This window comes from Acidaminococcus sp., from assembly GCF_057597765.1.
Genome location: NZ_DBMBXK010000021.1, coordinates 1 through 17769 on the forward strand (window position 1 = coordinate 1; position 17769 = coordinate 17769).

General features: G+C 53.0%; 17 protein-coding genes and 2 pseudogenes. 17 read left to right on the forward strand and 2 right to left on the reverse strand.

Annotated elements, in window-relative coordinates; genetic code table 11:
* Positions 1-150 precede the first annotated feature (150 nt).
* The 17 genes and pseudogenes from ACZOF8_RS10040 (at position 151) to ACZOF8_RS10120 (ending at position 17157) form a co-directional block, all read left to right on the forward strand.
* Positions 151-2703, forward strand: coding sequence for a DNA polymerase (locus ACZOF8_RS10040; RefSeq protein ID WP_487426903.1), 2553 nt, complete (start codon positions 151-153; stop codon positions 2701-2703).
* 246 nt (positions 2704-2949) lie between these two features.
* A complete protein-coding gene (locus tag ACZOF8_RS10045; RefSeq protein WP_199846828.1) occupies positions 2950-3612 on the forward strand; it encodes a Rha family transcriptional regulator in 663 nt (220 codons plus the stop codon).
* Positions 3613-3615: 3 nt separating this feature from the next.
* Complete coding sequence (locus tag ACZOF8_RS10050; RefSeq protein ID WP_441094919.1) at positions 3616-3840, forward strand: hypothetical protein; 225 nt, start codon at positions 3616-3618, stop codon at positions 3838-3840.
* Complete coding sequence (locus ACZOF8_RS10055) at positions 3818-4216, forward strand: DUF7768 domain-containing protein (protein WP_487426897.1); 399 nt, start codon at positions 3818-3820, stop codon at positions 4214-4216. The genes ACZOF8_RS10050 and ACZOF8_RS10055 overlap by 23 nt, the downstream gene beginning before the upstream one ends.
* 183 nt (positions 4217-4399) lie before the next feature.
* Entirely contained in the window at positions 4400-6484 is a 2085-nt protein-coding gene (locus tag ACZOF8_RS10060; RefSeq protein WP_487426898.1) for a DUF3987 domain-containing protein, read from the forward strand.
* Positions 6485-6722: 238 nt separating this feature from the next.
* Complete coding sequence (locus ACZOF8_RS10065) at positions 6723-7286, forward strand: hypothetical protein (protein ID WP_329777278.1); 564 nt, start codon at positions 6723-6725, stop codon at positions 7284-7286.
* Positions 7276-7572, forward strand: a complete 297-nt coding sequence (locus ACZOF8_RS10070; protein WP_329777277.1) for a VRR-NUC domain-containing protein — start codon at positions 7276-7278, stop codon at positions 7570-7572. The genes ACZOF8_RS10065 and ACZOF8_RS10070 overlap by 11 nt, the downstream gene beginning before the upstream one ends.
* A pseudogene (locus tag ACZOF8_RS10075) lies at positions 7569-8923 on the forward strand (SNF2-related protein). The gene ACZOF8_RS10070 and the pseudogene ACZOF8_RS10075 overlap by 4 nt, the downstream one beginning before the upstream one ends.
* Positions 8920-9351: a hypothetical protein gene (locus ACZOF8_RS10080; RefSeq protein ID WP_441094267.1), complete on the forward strand. Its 432-nt coding sequence runs from the start codon at positions 8920-8922 to the stop codon at positions 9349-9351. Before ACZOF8_RS10075 ends, ACZOF8_RS10080 begins: the two are co-directional and overlap by 4 nt.
* 127 nt (positions 9352-9478) lie before the next feature.
* A complete protein-coding gene (locus ACZOF8_RS10085) occupies positions 9479-9847 on the forward strand; it encodes an HNH endonuclease (protein WP_487426900.1) in 369 nt (122 codons plus the stop codon).
* A 166-nt stretch (positions 9848-10013) separates the two neighbouring features.
* A complete protein-coding gene (locus ACZOF8_RS10090) occupies positions 10014-10541 on the forward strand; it encodes a P27 family phage terminase small subunit (RefSeq protein ID WP_416182029.1) in 528 nt (175 codons plus the stop codon).
* 13 nt (positions 10542-10554) lie between these two features.
* Positions 10555-11811, forward strand: coding sequence for a site-specific DNA-methyltransferase (locus ACZOF8_RS10095; protein WP_329777265.1), 1257 nt, complete (start codon positions 10555-10557; stop codon positions 11809-11811).
* Positions 11812-11898: 87 nt separating this feature from the next.
* Positions 11899-12663, forward strand: a complete 765-nt coding sequence (locus tag ACZOF8_RS10100) for a virulence (RefSeq protein ID WP_320597180.1) — start codon at positions 11899-11901, stop codon at positions 12661-12663.
* On the forward strand, positions 12647-12880 hold the full coding sequence (locus ACZOF8_RS10105; RefSeq protein ID WP_441094265.1) for a DUF4314 domain-containing protein: 234 nt from the start codon (positions 12647-12649) through the stop codon (positions 12878-12880). Before ACZOF8_RS10100 ends, ACZOF8_RS10105 begins: the two co-directional genes overlap by 17 nt.
* 100 nt (positions 12881-12980) lie before the next feature.
* Complete coding sequence (locus tag ACZOF8_RS10110; protein ID WP_441094264.1) at positions 12981-13877, forward strand: amidoligase family protein; 897 nt, start codon at positions 12981-12983, stop codon at positions 13875-13877.
* Positions 13878-14016: 139 nt separating this feature from the next.
* Positions 14017-14460, forward strand: coding sequence for a DUF7698 family protein (locus ACZOF8_RS10115; RefSeq protein WP_320597177.1), 444 nt, complete (start codon positions 14017-14019; stop codon positions 14458-14460).
* 72 nt (positions 14461-14532) lie between these two features.
* Positions 14533-17157, forward strand: a complete 2625-nt coding sequence (locus ACZOF8_RS10120; protein WP_320597176.1) for a terminase large subunit — start codon at positions 14533-14535, stop codon at positions 17155-17157.
* 35 nt (positions 17158-17192) lie between these two features.
* On the opposite strand, the gene ACZOF8_RS10125 is transcribed toward ACZOF8_RS10120, so the two are convergent.
* Together ACZOF8_RS10125 and ACZOF8_RS10130 are read right to left on the reverse strand one after the other, a co-directional pair.
* Positions 17193-17486 carry a helix-turn-helix domain-containing protein gene (locus ACZOF8_RS10125; RefSeq protein ID WP_012938432.1) on the reverse strand — a complete coding sequence of 98 codons (294 nt, stop codon included), beginning with the start codon at positions 17484-17486 and terminating at the stop codon, positions 17193-17195.
* Positions 17483-17668, reverse strand: a pseudogene (locus ACZOF8_RS10130) (type II toxin-antitoxin system RelE/ParE family toxin); the annotation flags it as partial. The gene ACZOF8_RS10125 and the pseudogene ACZOF8_RS10130, both read right to left, overlap by 4 nt.
* Positions 17669-17769 lie beyond the last annotated feature (101 nt).

The window sequence follows — 17769 nt, forward strand, 5'->3', positions numbered from 1 at the left end:
CCCACAATGCTTATCTTTTGGTCTTTGGTTCGGAATAGTGTAGTGCTGGCGGTCTATCTCTTGTTTTCGGTTGCTTGCTTCCTTACCGTACATGAGCATTTATCCCAGGAATGTACCCGGTTCCTGAATCCGGCCGGATGGAAGTGCTCCATGGTCTGGTCCGCCTATCTGGGGCTGCCTCTTTCCTTGGAGGGAGTAGGAGCCGTGCTGAATCTGGACAACCAGAAGATGAAGGAAGGGCGGGAACTGATCCGGTATTTTTGCGTTCCCTGCAAGGAAACCAAGACCAACGGCGGCCGGACCAGGAATCTTCCTCAACATGCCCTGGACAAATGGAATCTGTTCAAAAGCTACAACAAACGAGATGTAGAAGTGGAAATGGCCATCCAGCAGAGGCTGCAGAAGTACCCGGTGCCAGAAAAAGTGTGGGAGGAATACCATTTGGACCAGGAAATCAACGATCGGGGCATTGCCATTGATCTGGAATTGGCCAGACAGGCGGTGGCCCTGGATGCCCAAAGCCGGAAAAGCCTGATGGCTGCCCTGAAGGAACGGACCGGCCTGGAGAACCCCAATTCTGTCCTCCAAATGCTGAACTGGCTGGAACAACACGGTATGAAGACGGATTCCCTGGGAAAGAAGAATGTGCAGGAGCTTTTGAAAACGGCCCAGGAGCCTTTGCGCAGCGTTCTCTGGCTCCGGCAGAAACTAGCCAAGTCCTCGGTGAAGAAATACCAGGCCATGGAAATGACGGCCTGTAAGGATGGCAGGGCCAGGGGTATGTTCCAGTTCTACGGGGCGAACCGTACTGGAAGGTTTTGTCTTACTGGAGACCATGAGGTATTGACGGATACAGGATGGAAACGTTTGGATTCCTGGAAAGGCGGCAGAATTGCTGTTTGGAACGCCAATTCTTGTGCTGTTTCCTTTCAGGCAGCTAAGCAGGTTAGTTTTGATTATAACGGAAAAATGTACACGTACACCGATGTCCGTATCGATCAGTGCAGCACCCCGGACCACAAGATGAGAGCAAAGCCGAGAAATGACAAACCTTGGAAAGATATGACGGTAGAAGAAATGGCCTCTTGTCGTCCTACAATTCCCTTGAACGGATATCGCTATTACAGGGGATGCGCAAGTCCCGCATGGCTTCGTGTAATTATCATGACTCAGGCAGATGGATTTTATACTGCCGATGGAGCTATCCGTTACCACTTCAGAAAGAAACGGAAAATTGAGAGGTGCAAGATGTTGCTTCGAAAGGCTGAAATTCCTTTTACGATGGCTGACGAGGATAAGCATGGAACGACTGTTATCTCAATCCCAGCAAGAGCAGTACCTCTTTGGCTTCGTCAGTTTAGGTCAAAGACATTCGGATTTTGGCTCTTTGAAGAAAATCCGGATATCTTCTTCGATGAACTTCCTAATTGGGATGGCTATTATCCTGCACCGAACAGCATCCAGTATACGACATGTAATAAACAAAATGCTGACATCGTACAAGCACTGGCCCACATGAGCGGGCGTACCTGCAATATGAGAGTCAAAAAACATTCTAAGCTTCATGAAAATTGGAAGGATGCCTATGTACTGGATATTTGGCTGAACAGTTCAGGTACCCATGAGATTCGAAATAAACCAACGATTTCTGATTTTACAGGGAAAGTATACTGTGCCGTTACGTCAACCGGGTATTTTCTTGTTCGCAGGAACGGAAAGGTTTGGATTACGGGAAACAGTGGCAGACTCATACAATTGCAAAATCTTCCCCAGAACCATCTGCCGGACCTTTCTGAAGCCCGGGAGGTGGTGCGCCAGGGGAACTACGAGGCACTGGAGCTGCTCTATGATTCTGTGCCGGATGTGTTGTCCCAGCTGATTCGGACAGCCTTTGTACCCAGGCCAGGGATGAAGTTTGTGGTCTCGGACTTCTCGGCCATTGAGGCAAGGGTCATTTCCTGGATGGCCGGGGAGAAGTGGAAATCCGCAGCCTTTGCAGCCGGAAAGGATATCTACTGCTCAACGGCCAGCCAGATGTTTGGGATGCCCGTGGTGAAACACGGGGTGAATGGGGACCTTCGCCAAAAGGGGAAGATTGCGGAATTGGCCTGTGGCTATGGCGGATCGGTTGGTGCGTTGAAGGCCATGGGGGCCATGGAGATGGGGATCCCGGAAGAGGAACTGGGGCCCCTGGTCCAATCCTGGCGGGCCGCCAATCCTCATATCGTGGATTTCTGGTGGCAGGTGGATAAGGCTGTGAAGACCGCCATCAAAAAGAGGATCCCCGTCCAGGTCAACAACCTCCGCTTCTTCTGCAAGAGCGGCATGCTGTTCATCGAACTTCCCAGCGGGCGGCGGCTTTCCTACGTAAAGCCCCGGATCGGGGAGAACAAGTTCGGCGGAGAATCCGTAACTTACGAAGGCATCGGGGCATCAAAAAAATGGGAGCGGCTGGAAAGCTACGGACCAAAGTTCGTGGAAAACATCGTTCAGGGAACGGCCAGGGACATCCTCTGCTATGCCATGCAGACCCTCCGGTGCTGTGCCATTGTGGGCCACGTCCATGATGAATTGATCATCGAATGTGAGAAAAACGTCAGTGTAGACGCCATCTGTGATCAGATGGGCCGGACCCCTCCATGGGCAGAAGGGCTCGTGCTGCGGGCGGATGGGTATGAATGTGAGTTTTACCAGAAGGACTAAGAAATAAAGAAAAGCGGCCACAAGCAGGAATTACACTTGTGACCGCTTTTTCTTTCTGCAACAGGAAATCATCAGGCTCGAAACGGATCTTTCTATAACAATATTATAGAGAAGCCATCTTGGAATGACAACCGGAGATCCGGATAAAAAATATCTCTTTTCGAGTACTTAAACCAGCGGATTCTGTCCTGTTACTGGTGAGAGGAAAAAATCCTCGAAACTTTGTAACGAAAGGTGGAATCCGCTATGAAAAATTTGATCCCAGAAGATGAGCTTGGTGTGTTTGCTGATCAGGGAGGTGTGCCAAGGGTCGACAGCCTGTTTGTCGCTGATGTTTTTGATAAACAGCATTTCCATGTTCTGCGTGATATCGCAAAAATCACTGAATCCAAATCTGGATTGAGTGAAACGTTCATTGCATCCAACTTTGAGTCCAGTACATATCGTGATGCCAAAGGCAGAAAACTGCCACGATACCTGCTTACCCGCGATGGCTTCACGATGCTGGTCATGGGCTATACAGGCCCGAAGGCGATGCACTTCAAGGAACTCTACATCCAGCGTTTCAATGAGATGGAACAATGTGTCCGGTCACTCCTGTCTGCCCGGCAGGAATTCCCGATGCTGACGGACATGATCTGCCGCCTGCATGAATGCCCGAAACCTTACCATTTCAGCAATGAATGCGACATGCTGAACCGCATCGTTCTCAGGATGTCGGCCAAACAGTTCCGGCTGGCTAACGGCATCGAAAAAGGGCAGAGCATCCGGCCATATCTTACGGCACAGCAGATCCATGCCCTGGACCGACTGCAGCACCTGGATTACGGGTTACTGTATTCCTGCCCAGACTTCCAGCAGCGCAAACAGCTGCTCATGGCCTATTACAAGACAGAACTGGAGGGGTAAACTATGTTTTATGTGAAGGAAACCATCAACGATTCGCTGGAAGTGAAGGTGGAAATCAACGATGAGAATGTGTTCTGCCATTGCCCGGTCTGCGGCAGGGAGGTCTCTGTGAACCTGGAGGACGTGCTGGGAGATGGCCGGGGTGACCTGTTTGGCACATCGGTCATGTGCGAAGACTGTTCCCGGGAAATGATGGAGGTGCAACGTGGAGAAAGACCTGAAGCGTAACTCCGAACACTACCCGGATCCCACGGCTTACCAGGCCATCCGGAATACAGAGCCACCCCGGTTCCCTTTCCGACCAATTGTGTACGTCTGTTCACCCTATGCAGGGGACGTGGAAGGGAATATCCTGCGGGCCAGGAGCTGCTGCCGGTATGCCGCAGACCAGGGGTGCATCCCCGTAGCTCCCCATCTGCTCCTGCCCCAGTTCCTGGACGAAAGGACGGAACGGGACCTGGCCCTTTTCATGGGGCTGGCGCTTTTGTCCAAGTGCGCGGAACTCTGGGTCTTTGGGGAAACCCTCTCCCCGGGGATGGAACTGGAGATCCGGCAGGCCCGGAAAAAGGGGAAACCTATCAAGTATATCTATGAGGTGATTTAGTTGAAATTTACTTTATTTACCGCATCCTGCACCGGCCGGGAATCCAACTGCCGATATCCCCAGAAACGGGAAATCCAGGATGCCCAGGCGTTACAAGAGGCGGCAGCCTTCGACCATGTCTGCGCCGCCTACAAGAACAGCTATCGGAGCCGGGACAATTTCCTCTGGTCCGATGTGGCAGTGATGGATTGCGACAACGACCACACGGAGAACCCGGAAGAGTGGGTGACGGGGGAAAAGCTCCTCACCATGCTGCCGAATGTGGCTGTGGCCATCGTCCCTTCCCGGAACAACGGAAAAGCCAAGGAAGGCCGGAAAGCCCGGCCCCGGTTCCACGCGTATTTTCCCATCCCGGAAGTGCAGGACGAAAAAGCCTATACGGCACTGAAACAGGGAATCCGGGAGCAGTTTTCCTTCTTTGACGGCCAGGCCCTGGATGCGGCCCGGTTCCTGTATGGCACGGAAGTGGTGCCGGAAGAAATCTTCTGGCAGGAAGGGGCGCAAACCATTACGGAATTTTTGACCGGCCTGGAACCTGCAGAACCCAGCCAGACGGAAGCTCCTTTCTATACCGGGAGTTCCATCCCGGAAGGCAGCCGCAACAATGCCATGTCCCACTTTGCCGGCCGGGTGCTGAAGCGGTATGGAGATACGGACAAGGCCTATAAAGCCTATCTGGAACGGGCTGCCCAGTGCGAACCTCCTCTTTCGGAGAAGGAACTGGGAACCATCTGGAAAAGTGCAGTGAAGTTTTTCAGAGATAAAATCGAAGGCAGTGAAGGGTATGTCAGTCCGCAGGAATACAACAATCCCTATCCCGGATGGAGCGAGCCACTGCCATTATCACGTTTCACAATGGCTCCATTCCCGGTCGATGCGCTGCCGCAGCCGATTGCTGATTATGTGAGGGCCGTAGCGGAAAGCACACAGACACCTGTGGATATGGCGGGGAGCATCGTACTTTCCGTACTTTCGACCTGTCTGCAGAAGAAATACCGGATCCAGGGAAAGCCTGGCTGGGTGGAGCCGCTCAACACTTATGCGATTGTGATTGCTCCGCCGTCGGAAAGAAAGTCATCCGTCCTGCATCTCATGCTGCAGCCGGTCAACGATTACGAGACCGAGTATAACAAGCAAAATGCCGCCACGGTGGAGGCCGGGAAGATGCAGAAACGTGTCCTGGAACGCAGGCAGAAGGCGCTCGAAGACAAGGTCGCCAAGGGAAATGCCGAACCGGAAGAGCTGAAACGTATCGCACAGGAGGCCGCTGACTTTGAGGAAGTAAGCCCCATGCAGCTTTATGTGGACGACATCACCACTGAAAAACTGGTAGCCGTCATTGCCAAAAATCACGGCCATGCAGCTCTCATTTCCAGTGAAGGAGGTATCTTTGACACCCTCTCCGGTATCTATACGAAGACGGTCAATATCGATGTCATGCTGAAGGGGTACTCCGGAGATACGATCCGTGTGGACCGTATCGGGCGCGAGAGCGAAAGCATTATGGATCCGGCACTGACGATCCTCCTGATGGCACAGCCGAACGTGGTCTCTGCCGTATTGAGCAACACCACATTCCGGGGACGCGGCCTTACGGCGAGGTTCCTGTACAGCATGCCAGTCTCGTCAGTGGGAAAAAGAAAGTATCGGAGTAAAGCTGTGACGGACGAAACCTACCGCGGCTATGAACAGCTTGTGGTGAATCTCCTGGAAGATGAGTATCCGGAAAAACCGCAGACCATCACACTCTCTCCGGAAGCGGACAGGGAGCTTGAAGCATTCGCAAACTGGCTGGAGCCGAAGCTCACAAACGACTATGCAGAAATGGCTGACTGGGCCGGAAAGCTTGTCGGCAATGTACTGCGCATATCCGGACTCCTTTGCAGGGCTTCCGTTTACCAAAGCCATGACTTTCTTATGGTGCAGGATGCCTTGTCCGTCACCGGGAAAACCATGTCAGATGCGATACGTCTTGGGAAATATTATCTCAACCATGCACAGGCAGCCTATTCCGTACTTCCGGAAAATGACATGTATCGGAACGGAAATCTGATTCTCCAGAAACTCAGGGAGCGGCATCTCACCACATTTGACAGGCGAGAAGCTATGCGCATGTGCCGGAGATTTAAGACCGTGGACAGCATCCAGCCGGTTCTGGACTTCCTTGAGGATTACGGGTACATCATGCAGCAGCCGCAGAAATACACAGGCACAGGCAGACCGCCACTCCCAAAATATGACATCAACCCCTGGTTGAAGGAGCATTGACTGGGTTCTGTCCTTTTGTCCAGAGCTTGTCCTTGCTTTTCTGGGACAGCTGGAGGAAGGTAGCATGTGGGTTTAAGGGTATTGTCCTTTTTGTCCAAAACCTTATAAAAAGTAAAAAGTACTTACTTATTTATTTATTCTATTTCTTCTATTAAATACATAAATCTATATATATAGGGACAAAATGGACAAAATGGACAATACTCCAAAAGCTAGAAAATACGGGGGTCTTAGCACTATGGATAATGATCCAAAGGAAAAAATTACTGGTGACGGAATGGACAAAAGTTATTTTGCCCGCTGCCAGAAAATATTACGCGAATGGGGAGCACCGCTCTCAGGATGGCATTGCCAGGGAGTTTATGATGTACGAGAAGATGACATGGAGGCGCCGCTTCACACCTGTGAGCTCTGCGGCTGCAGGAAGGTACGGTTTGTGCATGTGATGGGGCATCCTGACTACTTTGAGGATGTAGCCGTTGGCTGCATCTGCGCCGGAGTCATGGAAGGGGATATCCTTGCCGCCAGGGAACGGGAACGGCTTATGCGGAACCGTTCCAAACGGAAACGCAGTTTTCCAGAACGCAAATGGGAGCAGACCACGCATGGCTGGCGTCTCACTTATCACGGGAAGCAGATTCTCATTGGACGAAGCCGCCGCAATCCAAAACATCTCGGCGTAAAGTGCCGTGGCCAGATCGTCTGGACCTATAAGGAGAAGCCTATCACAAACTTCCTCTCTGCCGCCTATGCCGCGTTTAATCTTGTTGACCCGATACCGGAGGTGAATCATGAAGAGTGAAAAGCAAATAGAACAAAAGCTGGTGACAGAAACGAGGAAGAAAGGCGGACTGGCGGTGAAGTTCGTTTCTCCATCGTTTTCCGGCATGCCGGACCGGCTGGTCCTCTTGCCCCATGGAGTGATGGGATTTGTGGAAGTGAAGGCACCAGGGAAGAAACCACGGCTGCTGCAGGTGAGCCGACATGCCATGCTGCGGGAGATGGGGTTTCAGGTGTTCGTCCTGGATGCCATGGAAGACATCCCTGGACTGCTGCAGAAGATCATGGAAGAAGGTGATGCCCAATGAAGTTCATACCCCATGCGTACCAGAAATACGCCACCGAGTACATCAAGACCCACCCGGTGACGGCTCTCTTGCTGGATATGGGCTTAGGTTCGGCAAGACAGTGACAACCTTGACGGCTATTCGGGATTTGATGTATGACTCCTTTGAAGTCCACCGGGTTTTGATCGTTGGACCCCTCAGAGTAGCGAGAGATACATGGCCGGAAGAAATCCGGAAGTGGGACCACCTGAAGGACCTGACCTGCAGCGTGGTCGTGGGGTCCGTGACGGAACGGAGGCGGGCCCTCCAGAAGCCAGCGGACCTTTACATCGTGAACCGGGAGAACCTGGTGTGGCTTTGTAAGAACTGCCGGCTGGATTTTGACATGGTGGTACTGGACGAACTGTCTTCTTTCAAGAATCCGCAGGCCCAGCGGTTCAAAGCCATGAAGGCCCTGCGGCCCAAGGTGAAACGGATCGTGGGCCTCACGGGGACGCCCAGTGGAAACGGCCTCATGGACCTGTGGGCGGAGTTCCGGCTCCTGGACATGGGAGAGCGGCTGGGGAGATACATCAGCCAGTACCGGAACACCTACTTCCAGCCGGACAAGCGGAACGGGATGGTGGTGTTTTCCTACAAGCCCCTGCCGGGAGCGGAAGAGGCCATCTACAAAAAGATCGCGGACATCACCGTATCCATGAAGGCCACAGACTATCTGCAGATGCCGGACTTGGTGAACGTCCGTTCTGAGGTAAATTTATCGGACACAGAGCGGAAGCGGTATAATGACTTCAAAAAGTCCCTGGTGCTGGAACTTCCGGGAGGCGAGGTGACGGCAGCCAATGCGGCTTCCCTTACGCTGAAGCTGACCCAGATGGCCAATGGAGCCATCTACACCGATGACGGAAAGACCATCCATCTCCACGATCGGAAGCTGGATGCCCTGGAGGATTTGGTGGAAAGTGCCAATGGCCGGCCGGTGCTGGTGGCCTACTGGTTCCGGCACGACCGGGAACGGATCTGTCAGAGGATGGAAGCCAGGGAACTGAAGGAGAGCAGGGACTTTGCCGACTGGAATGCCGGGAAGATCCCGGTGGCCCTGATCCATCCGGCTTCTGCCGGTCACGGCCTCAACCTGCAGCAGGGCGGGTCCATCCTGATCTGGTTCGGACTCACCTGGAGTTTGGAACTCTACCAGCAGACGGTGGCCCGGCTCTGGAGACAGGGGCAAAACAGCCGGACGGTGATCGTCCAGCACATTGTGACAAAGGGCACCATGGACGAACGGATTCTAAAAGCCCTGGAAAAGAAAGACAGTTCCCAAGCGGCTCTGATTGAAGCCGTCAAAGCGGATTTGGAGGGAAAAGCATGAACGCGAAAGAGTACTTGCAACAGGGATTCTACCTGGATAAGAAAATAGAGAGCAACCTGCGGGAGGTGGCTGAGCTCCGGCACCTGTGCCTGGGGATCTCCGCAGCCGGCCTGGAAGAAAGCCACAACCCCAACCGGCCCACGGAAGCTCCCTTCGTCCGGACCATCGAGAAGATCTGGGAGCGGGAGCAGGAGATCAACCAGGAAGTGGACCGGCTGGTGGACCTGAAGTATGAGATCGGCCAGGTCATCGACCGGGTGGAAGACGAAGCCCAGCGGCTGGTCCTCCGGGACCGGTACATCCACTTCGATGCCTGGGAGGATATTGCCCGGAGCATGGGCAAAGGAATCCGGTGGGTTTATGCCGTCCACAGTGATGGGGTGGCAGCCGTTGAAAAAATTTTGGAGGAGTGCAGTAAAATGCAGTAACAATGCACTAGAATTCAACAGCCCCTTCGTGGTATGATAGAATCACCAGAAAAGGGAATAAAGAGAAGCCTTGCGGGATATAAGAATCCTACAAGGCTTTTTTCATGCCCGAAAGGAGGTGGCAGCTGTGCCTAGAAAACCGAAACGGCCCTGTTCCTTCCCAGGCTGCCCGAACCTGACGGACGGCCGGTACTGCGAGACGCACCAGAAGATCATGGACAAGCGGTACGAAAAGTATGAACGAAACCCTGGTACAAAGAAACGGTACGGCAGGACCTGGAAGAAGATCCGGGATGCCTACGTGGCCAGCCATCCTCTCTGTGAGCTGTGTCTCAAGAACGGCCGGTACGTGGTGGCGGAAGAAGTCCACCACAAGAAGCCCCTGGCGGAAGGCGGGACCCACGACTGGAACAACCTGATTGCTCTGTGCAAAGCCTGCCATGCCCGGATCCATGCCAAACGGGGAGACAGGTGGCATAAAAAAGTGGAGTTTTAAAATGTTAAATCTGAAACAAAGTCGTATACCCAGGGGGGAGTATGAATCTCTGAAAGCCCGCAAACCCAGAACGGGCGAGGGGTCACGCGCGCAAAAAACGCGTATTCAAACAAGGTATTGACCCATGGAAATAAGGGGGGTGTGAAAAATAGCCAAAGACGGAACCATGCGGGGCGGACTCAGAGTCGGCCAGGGGCGGAAACCCAGGGCCCTGCTGGATAAACTGCCGGACAATCCGGGGAAACGGCCTCTCAAAGTGATGGACCTGCCGGAAGGGGCGGACCTTAACGGAGAAGATATGCCGGAACCCAAAGCCTACATGAAGGAAAAGCAGCGGAACGGCGGGAAGCTGGAAGCCGAAGAAATTTATCGGGAAACCTGGCTGTGGCTCAAGGCCCGGCACTGCGAAAAGCTGGTGAGCCCTCAGCTCATCAGCCAGTACGCCATGGCCGTCTCCCGGTGGATCCAGTGCGAACACGCCATTTCGGAATACGGGTTCCTGGCCAAGCACCCCACCACCAATGCGGCCATTGCTTCTCCATACGTGACCATGGGCCAGAACTACATGAAGCAGGTGAACCAGATCTGGTATCAGATCTACCAGGTGGTGAAGGAAAACTGCTCCGTGGAGTTTGCCGGCAACACGCCCCAGGATGACGTGATGGAGCGGCTGCTGCGGTCGCGGAAGGTATGACAGGGAGGAAAGTATGGAAAAAACAACCAAAGAGATGAAGCTCATCCCCATTGATGAGCTGATCCCCTATGTAAATAATGCCCGGACCCATTCCCCGGAACAGATCAACAAGCTCCGGGCCAGCCTCCGGGAATTCGGGTTCATCAACCCGGTGATCATCGATAAGGACAAGAACATTATCGCCGGCCATGGCCGGGTGATGGCAGCCCGGGAAGAAGGGATTAAAGAAGTGCCCTGCGTCCTGGTGGACTACCTTACCGAAGCCCAGAAGAAAGCCTACATCCTGGCCGACAACCGGATGGCCCTGGATGCCGGATGGGACGAAGAAATGCTGCGGGTGGAAATTGAATCCCTCCAGGGAGCGGACTTTGATGTGAGTCTCACCGGCTTTAGCGATGACGAAATCGCCCATATCTTCGATGAAGAAACAGAAGCCAAAGAAGACGACTTCAACGTGGAAGAAGAACTCCAGAAGCCGGTGTTTTCCAAAGACGGAGACCTCTGGCAGCTGGGAAAGCACCGGGTCCTGTGCGGGGATTCCACCAAGCCAGAAACCTATGCTCAGCTCATGGACGGGGTGAAACCCAACCTGGTGCTGACGGATCCCCCGTACCTGGTCAACCTTCGGAGCACCTCCGGGAAGATCAAGAACGATGACCTGAACGACCAGGAAGGGTACGAGTTCCTGAAGAAGGCATTCACCTGCTTCCATGAAACCATGGCGGCGGATGCTTCCATCTATGTGTTCTATGCCACCATGAAGGCCCGGGTGTTCTACGATGCCTTCGAAGATGCAGGCTTTAAGGTCGGGGCAGGGCTCATCTGGAAGAAGCCCAAAGCTCCCTTTATGCGTACCGATTGGAAGTTCAACATGGAGCCCATCATCTTCGGGTGGCGGAAAGACGGGAAGCACAACTGGTACGGGGACCAGAAACAGAAAGCGGTCTTTGAGTTTGACGGGATCAAGAACAGCAAGGAGGACGGCTTCGGCCACCCCTCCAGCAAGCCCGTGCCCATGCTGGCCTATCTGATCAAGCTGAGCAGCCAGATCAACGGGGTGGTGCTGGACGGGTTCCTGGGGTCTGCTTCCACCCTGATGGCCTGCGACCAGCTGGGCCGGATCTGTTATGGGGTGGAGCTGGAACCCAAGTTCGTGGATGTAGCGGTGAAGCGGTACCTGGCTTCCCATGAAACGGAGAAAGAAAGTGTGTATGTGATTCGGGACGGGAAAAAGTGCACCTACCAGGAAGTGGCAGGTGCGGAAAAATAAGTACAAAAAGGGCCACATTTTGCTTGCTATTATTCGCCTTTGGAGTGATTAATAACAGTACCAAAATACCCTAAGGAGGTACTAAAAATGAAGGTTGAATACTACAGACAAGGTGCAGCGAGAAAAGAACTGGTGCAGGCCATCAGCGACATTACCTGCACAAAGGCGAAATACCTGTTTCTTCCCACCCGGGCCTACCAGATCGGCAGCATTCGGGTGGAGGAATTCGGAACCGTGGAATGTGAAGACGCCGACCTTCTCCAAAAGGTGGTGAAGGAACTGGTGAACCTGGGAATCCAGCCTGCAGAACCGGTGGATTTTTTAGAGGAAACGACTCCGGAGACCACGGAACCGGTGGAGGAACCGGAAGAAACCCCGGAAACAGAATCGGCTCAGGATGATTTGGAACCAGCAGAAGAACCGGAAACGGAGGGGGCCGATACCCTGACCATTTCCCTGCCGGACGATCTGACGGAAGAGGAGTTTACCAAACTTCAGAACCTGGTGGCTTCCAAAGCTAGCCTTTTCAAAAAGGCCCTGGGGACCGATGACCTGACCATCCAACGCTCTGACGGGAAGATTTCTTTCCCATGGTTCCATGGAACTGACAGCGCCAGAGCCCAGGCCTATGCCAAACTGGTGACAGCCCTTTGCCAAATGGCCAAGAAATCCAAACGGATCATCGCCAAAGAGCACGAAGTGCTCAATGAGAAATACACCTTCCGATGCTTCCTCCTGCGGCTGGGGTTCATCGGACAGGAATACAAGGAATGCCGGAAGATCCTGCTGGAAAACCTCAGGGGATCGGCAGCTTATCGGGATGGGGTGAAATGCCATGAGATTTCTCAATAAAGAGATGCTGGAATTCCTGAAACGGGAGTACCCTGCCGGCACCCGGGTCCGGCTGATCCGGATGGATGATTCCCAGGCGCCGCCTTTGGGGACGGAAGGAACGGTGACCGGTGTGGACGATATGGGGTCCCTTCTGGTGGATTGGGACAACGGATCCCACCTGAATGTGATCCATGGGGTGGATAAAGTACAGAAACTGAATAAAGAAGCAAAATAGTTAATAATTATTCTCAAAATCCCTTGCTATTATGTGCGTTTAGAGTGATATATACACATGCCAAAGAACACACAACCTTAGCGAAAGGATGACGAGAATTATGAAAACACTGCACTTCGGAATTGAAATGGAAATGACGGGGATTACGAGAGAAAAGGCTGCCAACCTGATGGCCGGTTTCTTCGGAACAGGCTGGGGAACCCACCAGGGCGGAGTCTACGACACCTGGACCGCCACCGACGACCTGGGCCGGACCTGGAAGGCCATGAGCGATTCCAGCATCCATGCCCAGAGAAAAGTGGGCGGCCGGATTGAAAGCGCCTCTACGGAATACCGCACGGAAGTGGTGAGCCCCATCCTTTCCTACGACGACATTCCGAAGCTGCAGGAAATGGTACGGACCCTGAGAAAAGCAGGGGCCATGGTGAACACTTCCTGCGGGATCCACATCCATGTGGGTGCCGAGAAGTTCACCCCGAAAACCCTGCGGAACCTGGTGAACCTGATGGCCAGCAAGGAAGACATGATCTACCATGCCCTCCAGATCGACCCGATCCGGGAAGGCAGATACTGCCGGAAAACGGATGCAGAATTCCTGAATGAACTGAATAAAAAACAGCCCAAGACCATGGAAGCCTTCGCCGATGTGTGGTACCTCCAGGCACCCTTTGGCAGAGAAAACCATTACAACAGCAGCCGGTACCACGGCCTCAACCTCCACGCCACCTTTACCAAAGGGACGGTGGAATTCCGGCTTTTCAACGGCACCCTCCACGCCGGGGAGATCAAGGCATACATCCAGTTTTGCCTGGCGGTGGCCCATCAGGCCCTGACCCAGAAGAAAGCCTCCTCCAGAAAGACGGAAACGGACAACGAAAAATACGCCTTCCGGTGCTGGATGCTCCGGCTGGGGCTCATCGGAGACGAATTCAAGACCTGCCGGCTGCACATGCTGAAACACCTGGCCGGGAATTCCGCCTGGAGAAATGCCGCCTGAAGGAGATAGCCACAGACAGGGAATGGGGCCGCAAGGCCCTGTTTCTCTCCTTGTATACTTACTTGCTATTCTCTGTCTTTAGAGTGATATATGTACATGCCAAAAGGCAAAGGTACACAATCACAAGGAGGAAAACAAAATGACAAAGATGGAAATGCTGGAAAGATTCTACGAACGGCACGAGGAACTGGAAAGAAAGTTTGATGCAGCAGAAAAAGCCGGAGATACCAAGGCCATGGACGCCTGCCAGGATTCCCACCAGGATCTTCTCCAGGAAGTTCGGGTGGAAGGGGAAGCCTTCGGAGACATGATGCGGCTTTACAGCGAAATGAAACAGCAGGGGAACAGCCGGATTGACCTTTCCGGAATTTACCGGAAGCCGGAAGAAGTGATCAGGATCTTCCGGGAATTTGGGGTGGCCGAATTCACCTTCTCCTCCACCTGGTCCAGCGCCATCCAGGTTTCCTGGGCCTTCACCCAGATGGGATGCACCCTGAAAGGCATGACCGAAGTCCACGGATCCAAACGGGATTTCCAGACCGGCGAATACGAAAAAGTCCCCGCCTTCCTCTTCAGCCTTTGAGAAACGGGGATAAACAAGGAGCCTGCAGGCTCCTTTTCTTATGGGTATTTTCTATGAAAGGAGGGAGGCCCCATGCGGAAACTTAAAAAGTACAAGCCCACCAAATTCAAAGCCAAAACGTCCACCTATAACAAGGAACTGGCAGATTACGCCGTAGCCTTCATCGAGAGCCTGTGCCACACCAAGGGGACCTGGGCCGGCCATCCTTTCGAACTGATTGACTGGCAGGAACAGATTATCCGAGATCTGTTCGGGACGGTAAAGCCCAATGGCTATCGGCAGTTTAACACGGCTTATATCGAGATCCCCAAGAAGCAGGGAAAGCAGCTGGCCCTTGATACGCCGATCCCGACTCCTGATGGCTGGAAGACCATGGGAGAACTTACGGTGGGAGACCGGGTATTTGATGAAACGGGAACCCCTTGCCATATCGTGGCCAAAAGCGCGGTGGATGACACGGAACAGGCCTATCGCCTGACCTTCCGGGACGGTTCCTCCATTGTGGCCGGAAAGCGCCATTTGTGGGATGTGGAATACATTCACGGGAAACGGAAGAAAAAGGAATGGACCACAGGAGAGATCTATAAAAAGGTCAGGGCATACAGAGAACGTTTTACAGGAACCCCCGAAGCGCGTCGGTCCTTAATCCGAATCCCCGTTGCCAGCCCTCTGCAGACGCTTCCCGCACAGTTCCCCCTTGATCCGTACCTTTACGGATACTGGCTGGGGAATGGATGTGCCAACGAACCCTGCATCACCATCCGGACAGAGGACGTGGAAGAAGTCCTGTCCCATATTCCTTATGAAACGCATAACCGCTATCCACAGAAGTGCGGCGGGAGCGATGTGGTGTATTTTGATGAATTGCGGGACATCCTCGTACCGACCTTCCGGGATAAAAGGATCCGTCCGGAATATCTTCGGGCATCCGAGGCACAGCGCTGGCGACTTCTCCAGGGCCTTGTGGATTCTGACGGGAGCATCGGGGACAAAAAAGCACAGAGTACCTATACCAGCACGATCAGGCAGCTTGCCCTTGATGTGCGGGAACTGCTCTGGAGTCTTGGCATCAAGAACGCCATGACGGAAGGGCCTTCCCTGCGGTATGGCAAACCCACCGGGGAAACGCTCTATGTCATCCGGTTCACTTCATTTTCTGACCAACCGACATCACAACTGAAAAGAAAAAGCAGCCGGAAGAGGGAACGTGTGAAAAAGACACGCTCCCTTTTCCATTATCTGGAGAGCATCGAGCCGATGAAGGAAAAAGTCCCCATGCAGTGCATCCAGGTGGACAGCCGGAGCCATTGCTACCTTGCAGGGCGGTCTTTTATACCGACCCATAACAGTGAGCTGGCCGCAGCTGTGGCACTCCTGCTCTGTTGCGGGGACGGGGAAGAAGGGGCCGAAGTCTATGGCTGTGCCGCAGACCGGCAGCAGGCCTCCATCGTTTTTGAAGTAGCGGCCGATATGGTCCGGATGTGCCCGGCTCTCAGCAAGCGGGTCAAGATCCTGTCTTCCCAGAAGCGGATGGTGTTTCGTCCCACCAACAGCTTCTACCAGGTTTTGTCTGCAGAAGCTTACTCCAAGCACGGGTTCAACATCCATGGGGTGGTGTTTGATGAGCTCCACACCCAGCCCAACCGGGAACTATTCGACGTGATGACTAAAGGTTCCGGGGATGCCCGGATGCAGCCTCTGTACTTCCTCATTACCACAGCAGGGACGGATACCCACAGCATCTGCTACGAAGTCCACCAAAAGGCCATGGATATCCTGGAAGGGCGGAAGCATGATCCCACCTTCTACCCGGTGATTTACGGGGCTGCGGAACAGGATGACTGGACCGACCCGAAGGTGTGGAAGAAAGCCAATCCTTCCCTGGGGATCACCGTGGGAATCGACAAAGTGAAGGCCGCCTGTGAATCCGCCAAAGAGACACCCAGCGAAGAGAATGTGTTCCGTCAGCTGCGGCTGAACCAATGGGTGAAGCAGTCTGTTCGGTGGATGCCTATGGACAAGTGGGATGCCTGTGCTTTTCCGGTGCGGGAGGAAGATCTGGAAGGCCGGATCTGCTATGGCGGCCTGGACCTTTCCAGCACCACGGACATTACCGCCTTTGTGCTGGTGTTCCCTCCTTTGGACGACCAGGACAAGTACTGCATCCTGCCCTACTTCTGGCTGCCGGAAGAAACCCTGCCCCTTAGGGTAAAGCGGGACCATGTGATGTACGACATCTGGGCCAAACAGGGATTCATCCAGACCACAGAAGGAAATGTCATCCACTACGGGTATATTGAAAAGTTCATCGAGAAACTGGGTGAACGGTTCAATATCCAGGAAATCGCCTTTGACCGATGGGGTGCCGTACAGATGGTCCAGAACCTGGAAGGAATGGGCTTTACGGTGGTCCCCTTCGGACAGGGATTCAAGGACATGAGCCCTCCCACCAAGGAGCTTATGAAGCTCACGCTGGAGCAGCGCATTGCTCATGGAGGGCATCCAGTCCTTCGATGGATGATGGATAACATCTACATCCGGAGAGATCCTGCTGGCAACATCAAGGCAGACAAGGAAAAGTCCACGGAAAAAATAGACGGGGCCATTGCCACCATCATGGGCCTGGACCGGGCCATCCGGTGCGGAAACAATGCCCATGAGAGTGTTTATGACTCCAGGGGGTTGCTGTTTGTATAAAAAAAGACCCTGCTCAAAATTGGGCAGGGGAGATTTTATACACTTAATTTCTTTTTGGGCTCAAAGGATATTTTTAAAACCATTCCCATTCCTTCTGCTAAACGTTGCAGGATTTTTAGGGATGGATTGCGGGTTCCATTTTCGATTCGGCTGATTTCTGTTTGTGCAATCCCAGCTTTTGCAGCTAATTCCTTCTGGGTAAGGTGTTGATTAATTCTTGCGTCCACAATAGCACGGATGATATTCATCTCGGGTTCAAGTTCCATATAAGCGGAAGCGAAATCAGGATCTTTCATTTGTTCCGCTTTGAATTCTTTTAAAGTTTTCATTTTGCCTCCTCCATTCGTCTGATGTAATCGGCTCGACGTTCTTGTGCCAGACGGATTTCCTTCTGTGGTGTTTTCATTGTCTTTTTTATAAAGCCATTGGTGACAATGATTTTTTGGCCAATATAGAAGAAAAATAAGGCACGGGAAATATCGCTCGCTAGCTTACATCTCAACTCAAAAATAGGTAACGTCCATATAATGGTGTAAAAAGATAATTTCATAAAAATGAGCCATATGCTCATCCTTTAGGTATAATGTAAATCGACCAAAACCCACATAATAC

Coding starts and splice junctions, on each gene's coding strand:
- ACZOF8_RS10100 (WP_320597180.1), top strand. CDS start 11,899: ATGAAGGTTGAATACTACAGACAAGGTGCAGCGAGAAAAGAACTGGTG.
- ACZOF8_RS10070 (WP_329777277.1), top strand. CDS start 7,276: ATGAAGAGTGAAAAGCAAATAGAACAAAAGCTGGTGACAGAAACGAGG.
- ACZOF8_RS10065 (WP_329777278.1), top strand. CDS start 6,723: ATGGATAATGATCCAAAGGAAAAAATTACTGGTGACGGAATGGACAAA.
- ACZOF8_RS10110 (WP_441094264.1), top strand. CDS start 12,981: ATGAAAACACTGCACTTCGGAATTGAAATGGAAATGACGGGGATTACG.
- ACZOF8_RS10120 (WP_320597176.1), top strand. CDS start 14,533: ATGCGGAAACTTAAAAAGTACAAGCCCACCAAATTCAAAGCCAAAACG.
- ACZOF8_RS10080 (WP_441094267.1), top strand. CDS start 8,920: ATGAACGCGAAAGAGTACTTGCAACAGGGATTCTACCTGGATAAGAAA.
- ACZOF8_RS10115 (WP_320597177.1), top strand. CDS start 14,017: ATGACAAAGATGGAAATGCTGGAAAGATTCTACGAACGGCACGAGGAA.
- ACZOF8_RS10060 (WP_487426898.1), top strand. CDS start 4,400: ATGGATTGCGACAACGACCACACGGAGAACCCGGAAGAGTGGGTGACG.
- ACZOF8_RS10105 (WP_441094265.1), top strand. CDS start 12,647: ATGAGATTTCTCAATAAAGAGATGCTGGAATTCCTGAAACGGGAGTAC.
- ACZOF8_RS10045 (WP_199846828.1), top strand. CDS start 2,950: ATGAAAAATTTGATCCCAGAAGATGAGCTTGGTGTGTTTGCTGATCAG.
- ACZOF8_RS10050 (WP_441094919.1), top strand. CDS start 3,616: ATGTTTTATGTGAAGGAAACCATCAACGATTCGCTGGAAGTGAAGGTG.
- ACZOF8_RS10095 (WP_329777265.1), top strand. CDS start 10,555: ATGGAAAAAACAACCAAAGAGATGAAGCTCATCCCCATTGATGAGCTG.
- ACZOF8_RS10040 (WP_487426903.1), top strand. CDS start 151: ATGGTCTGGTCCGCCTATCTGGGGCTGCCTCTTTCCTTGGAGGGAGTA.
- ACZOF8_RS10090 (WP_416182029.1), top strand. CDS start 10,014: ATGCGGGGCGGACTCAGAGTCGGCCAGGGGCGGAAACCCAGGGCCCTG.
- ACZOF8_RS10125 (WP_012938432.1), bottom strand. CDS start 17,486: ATGAAAACTTTAAAAGAATTCAAAGCGGAACAAATGAAAGATCCTGAT.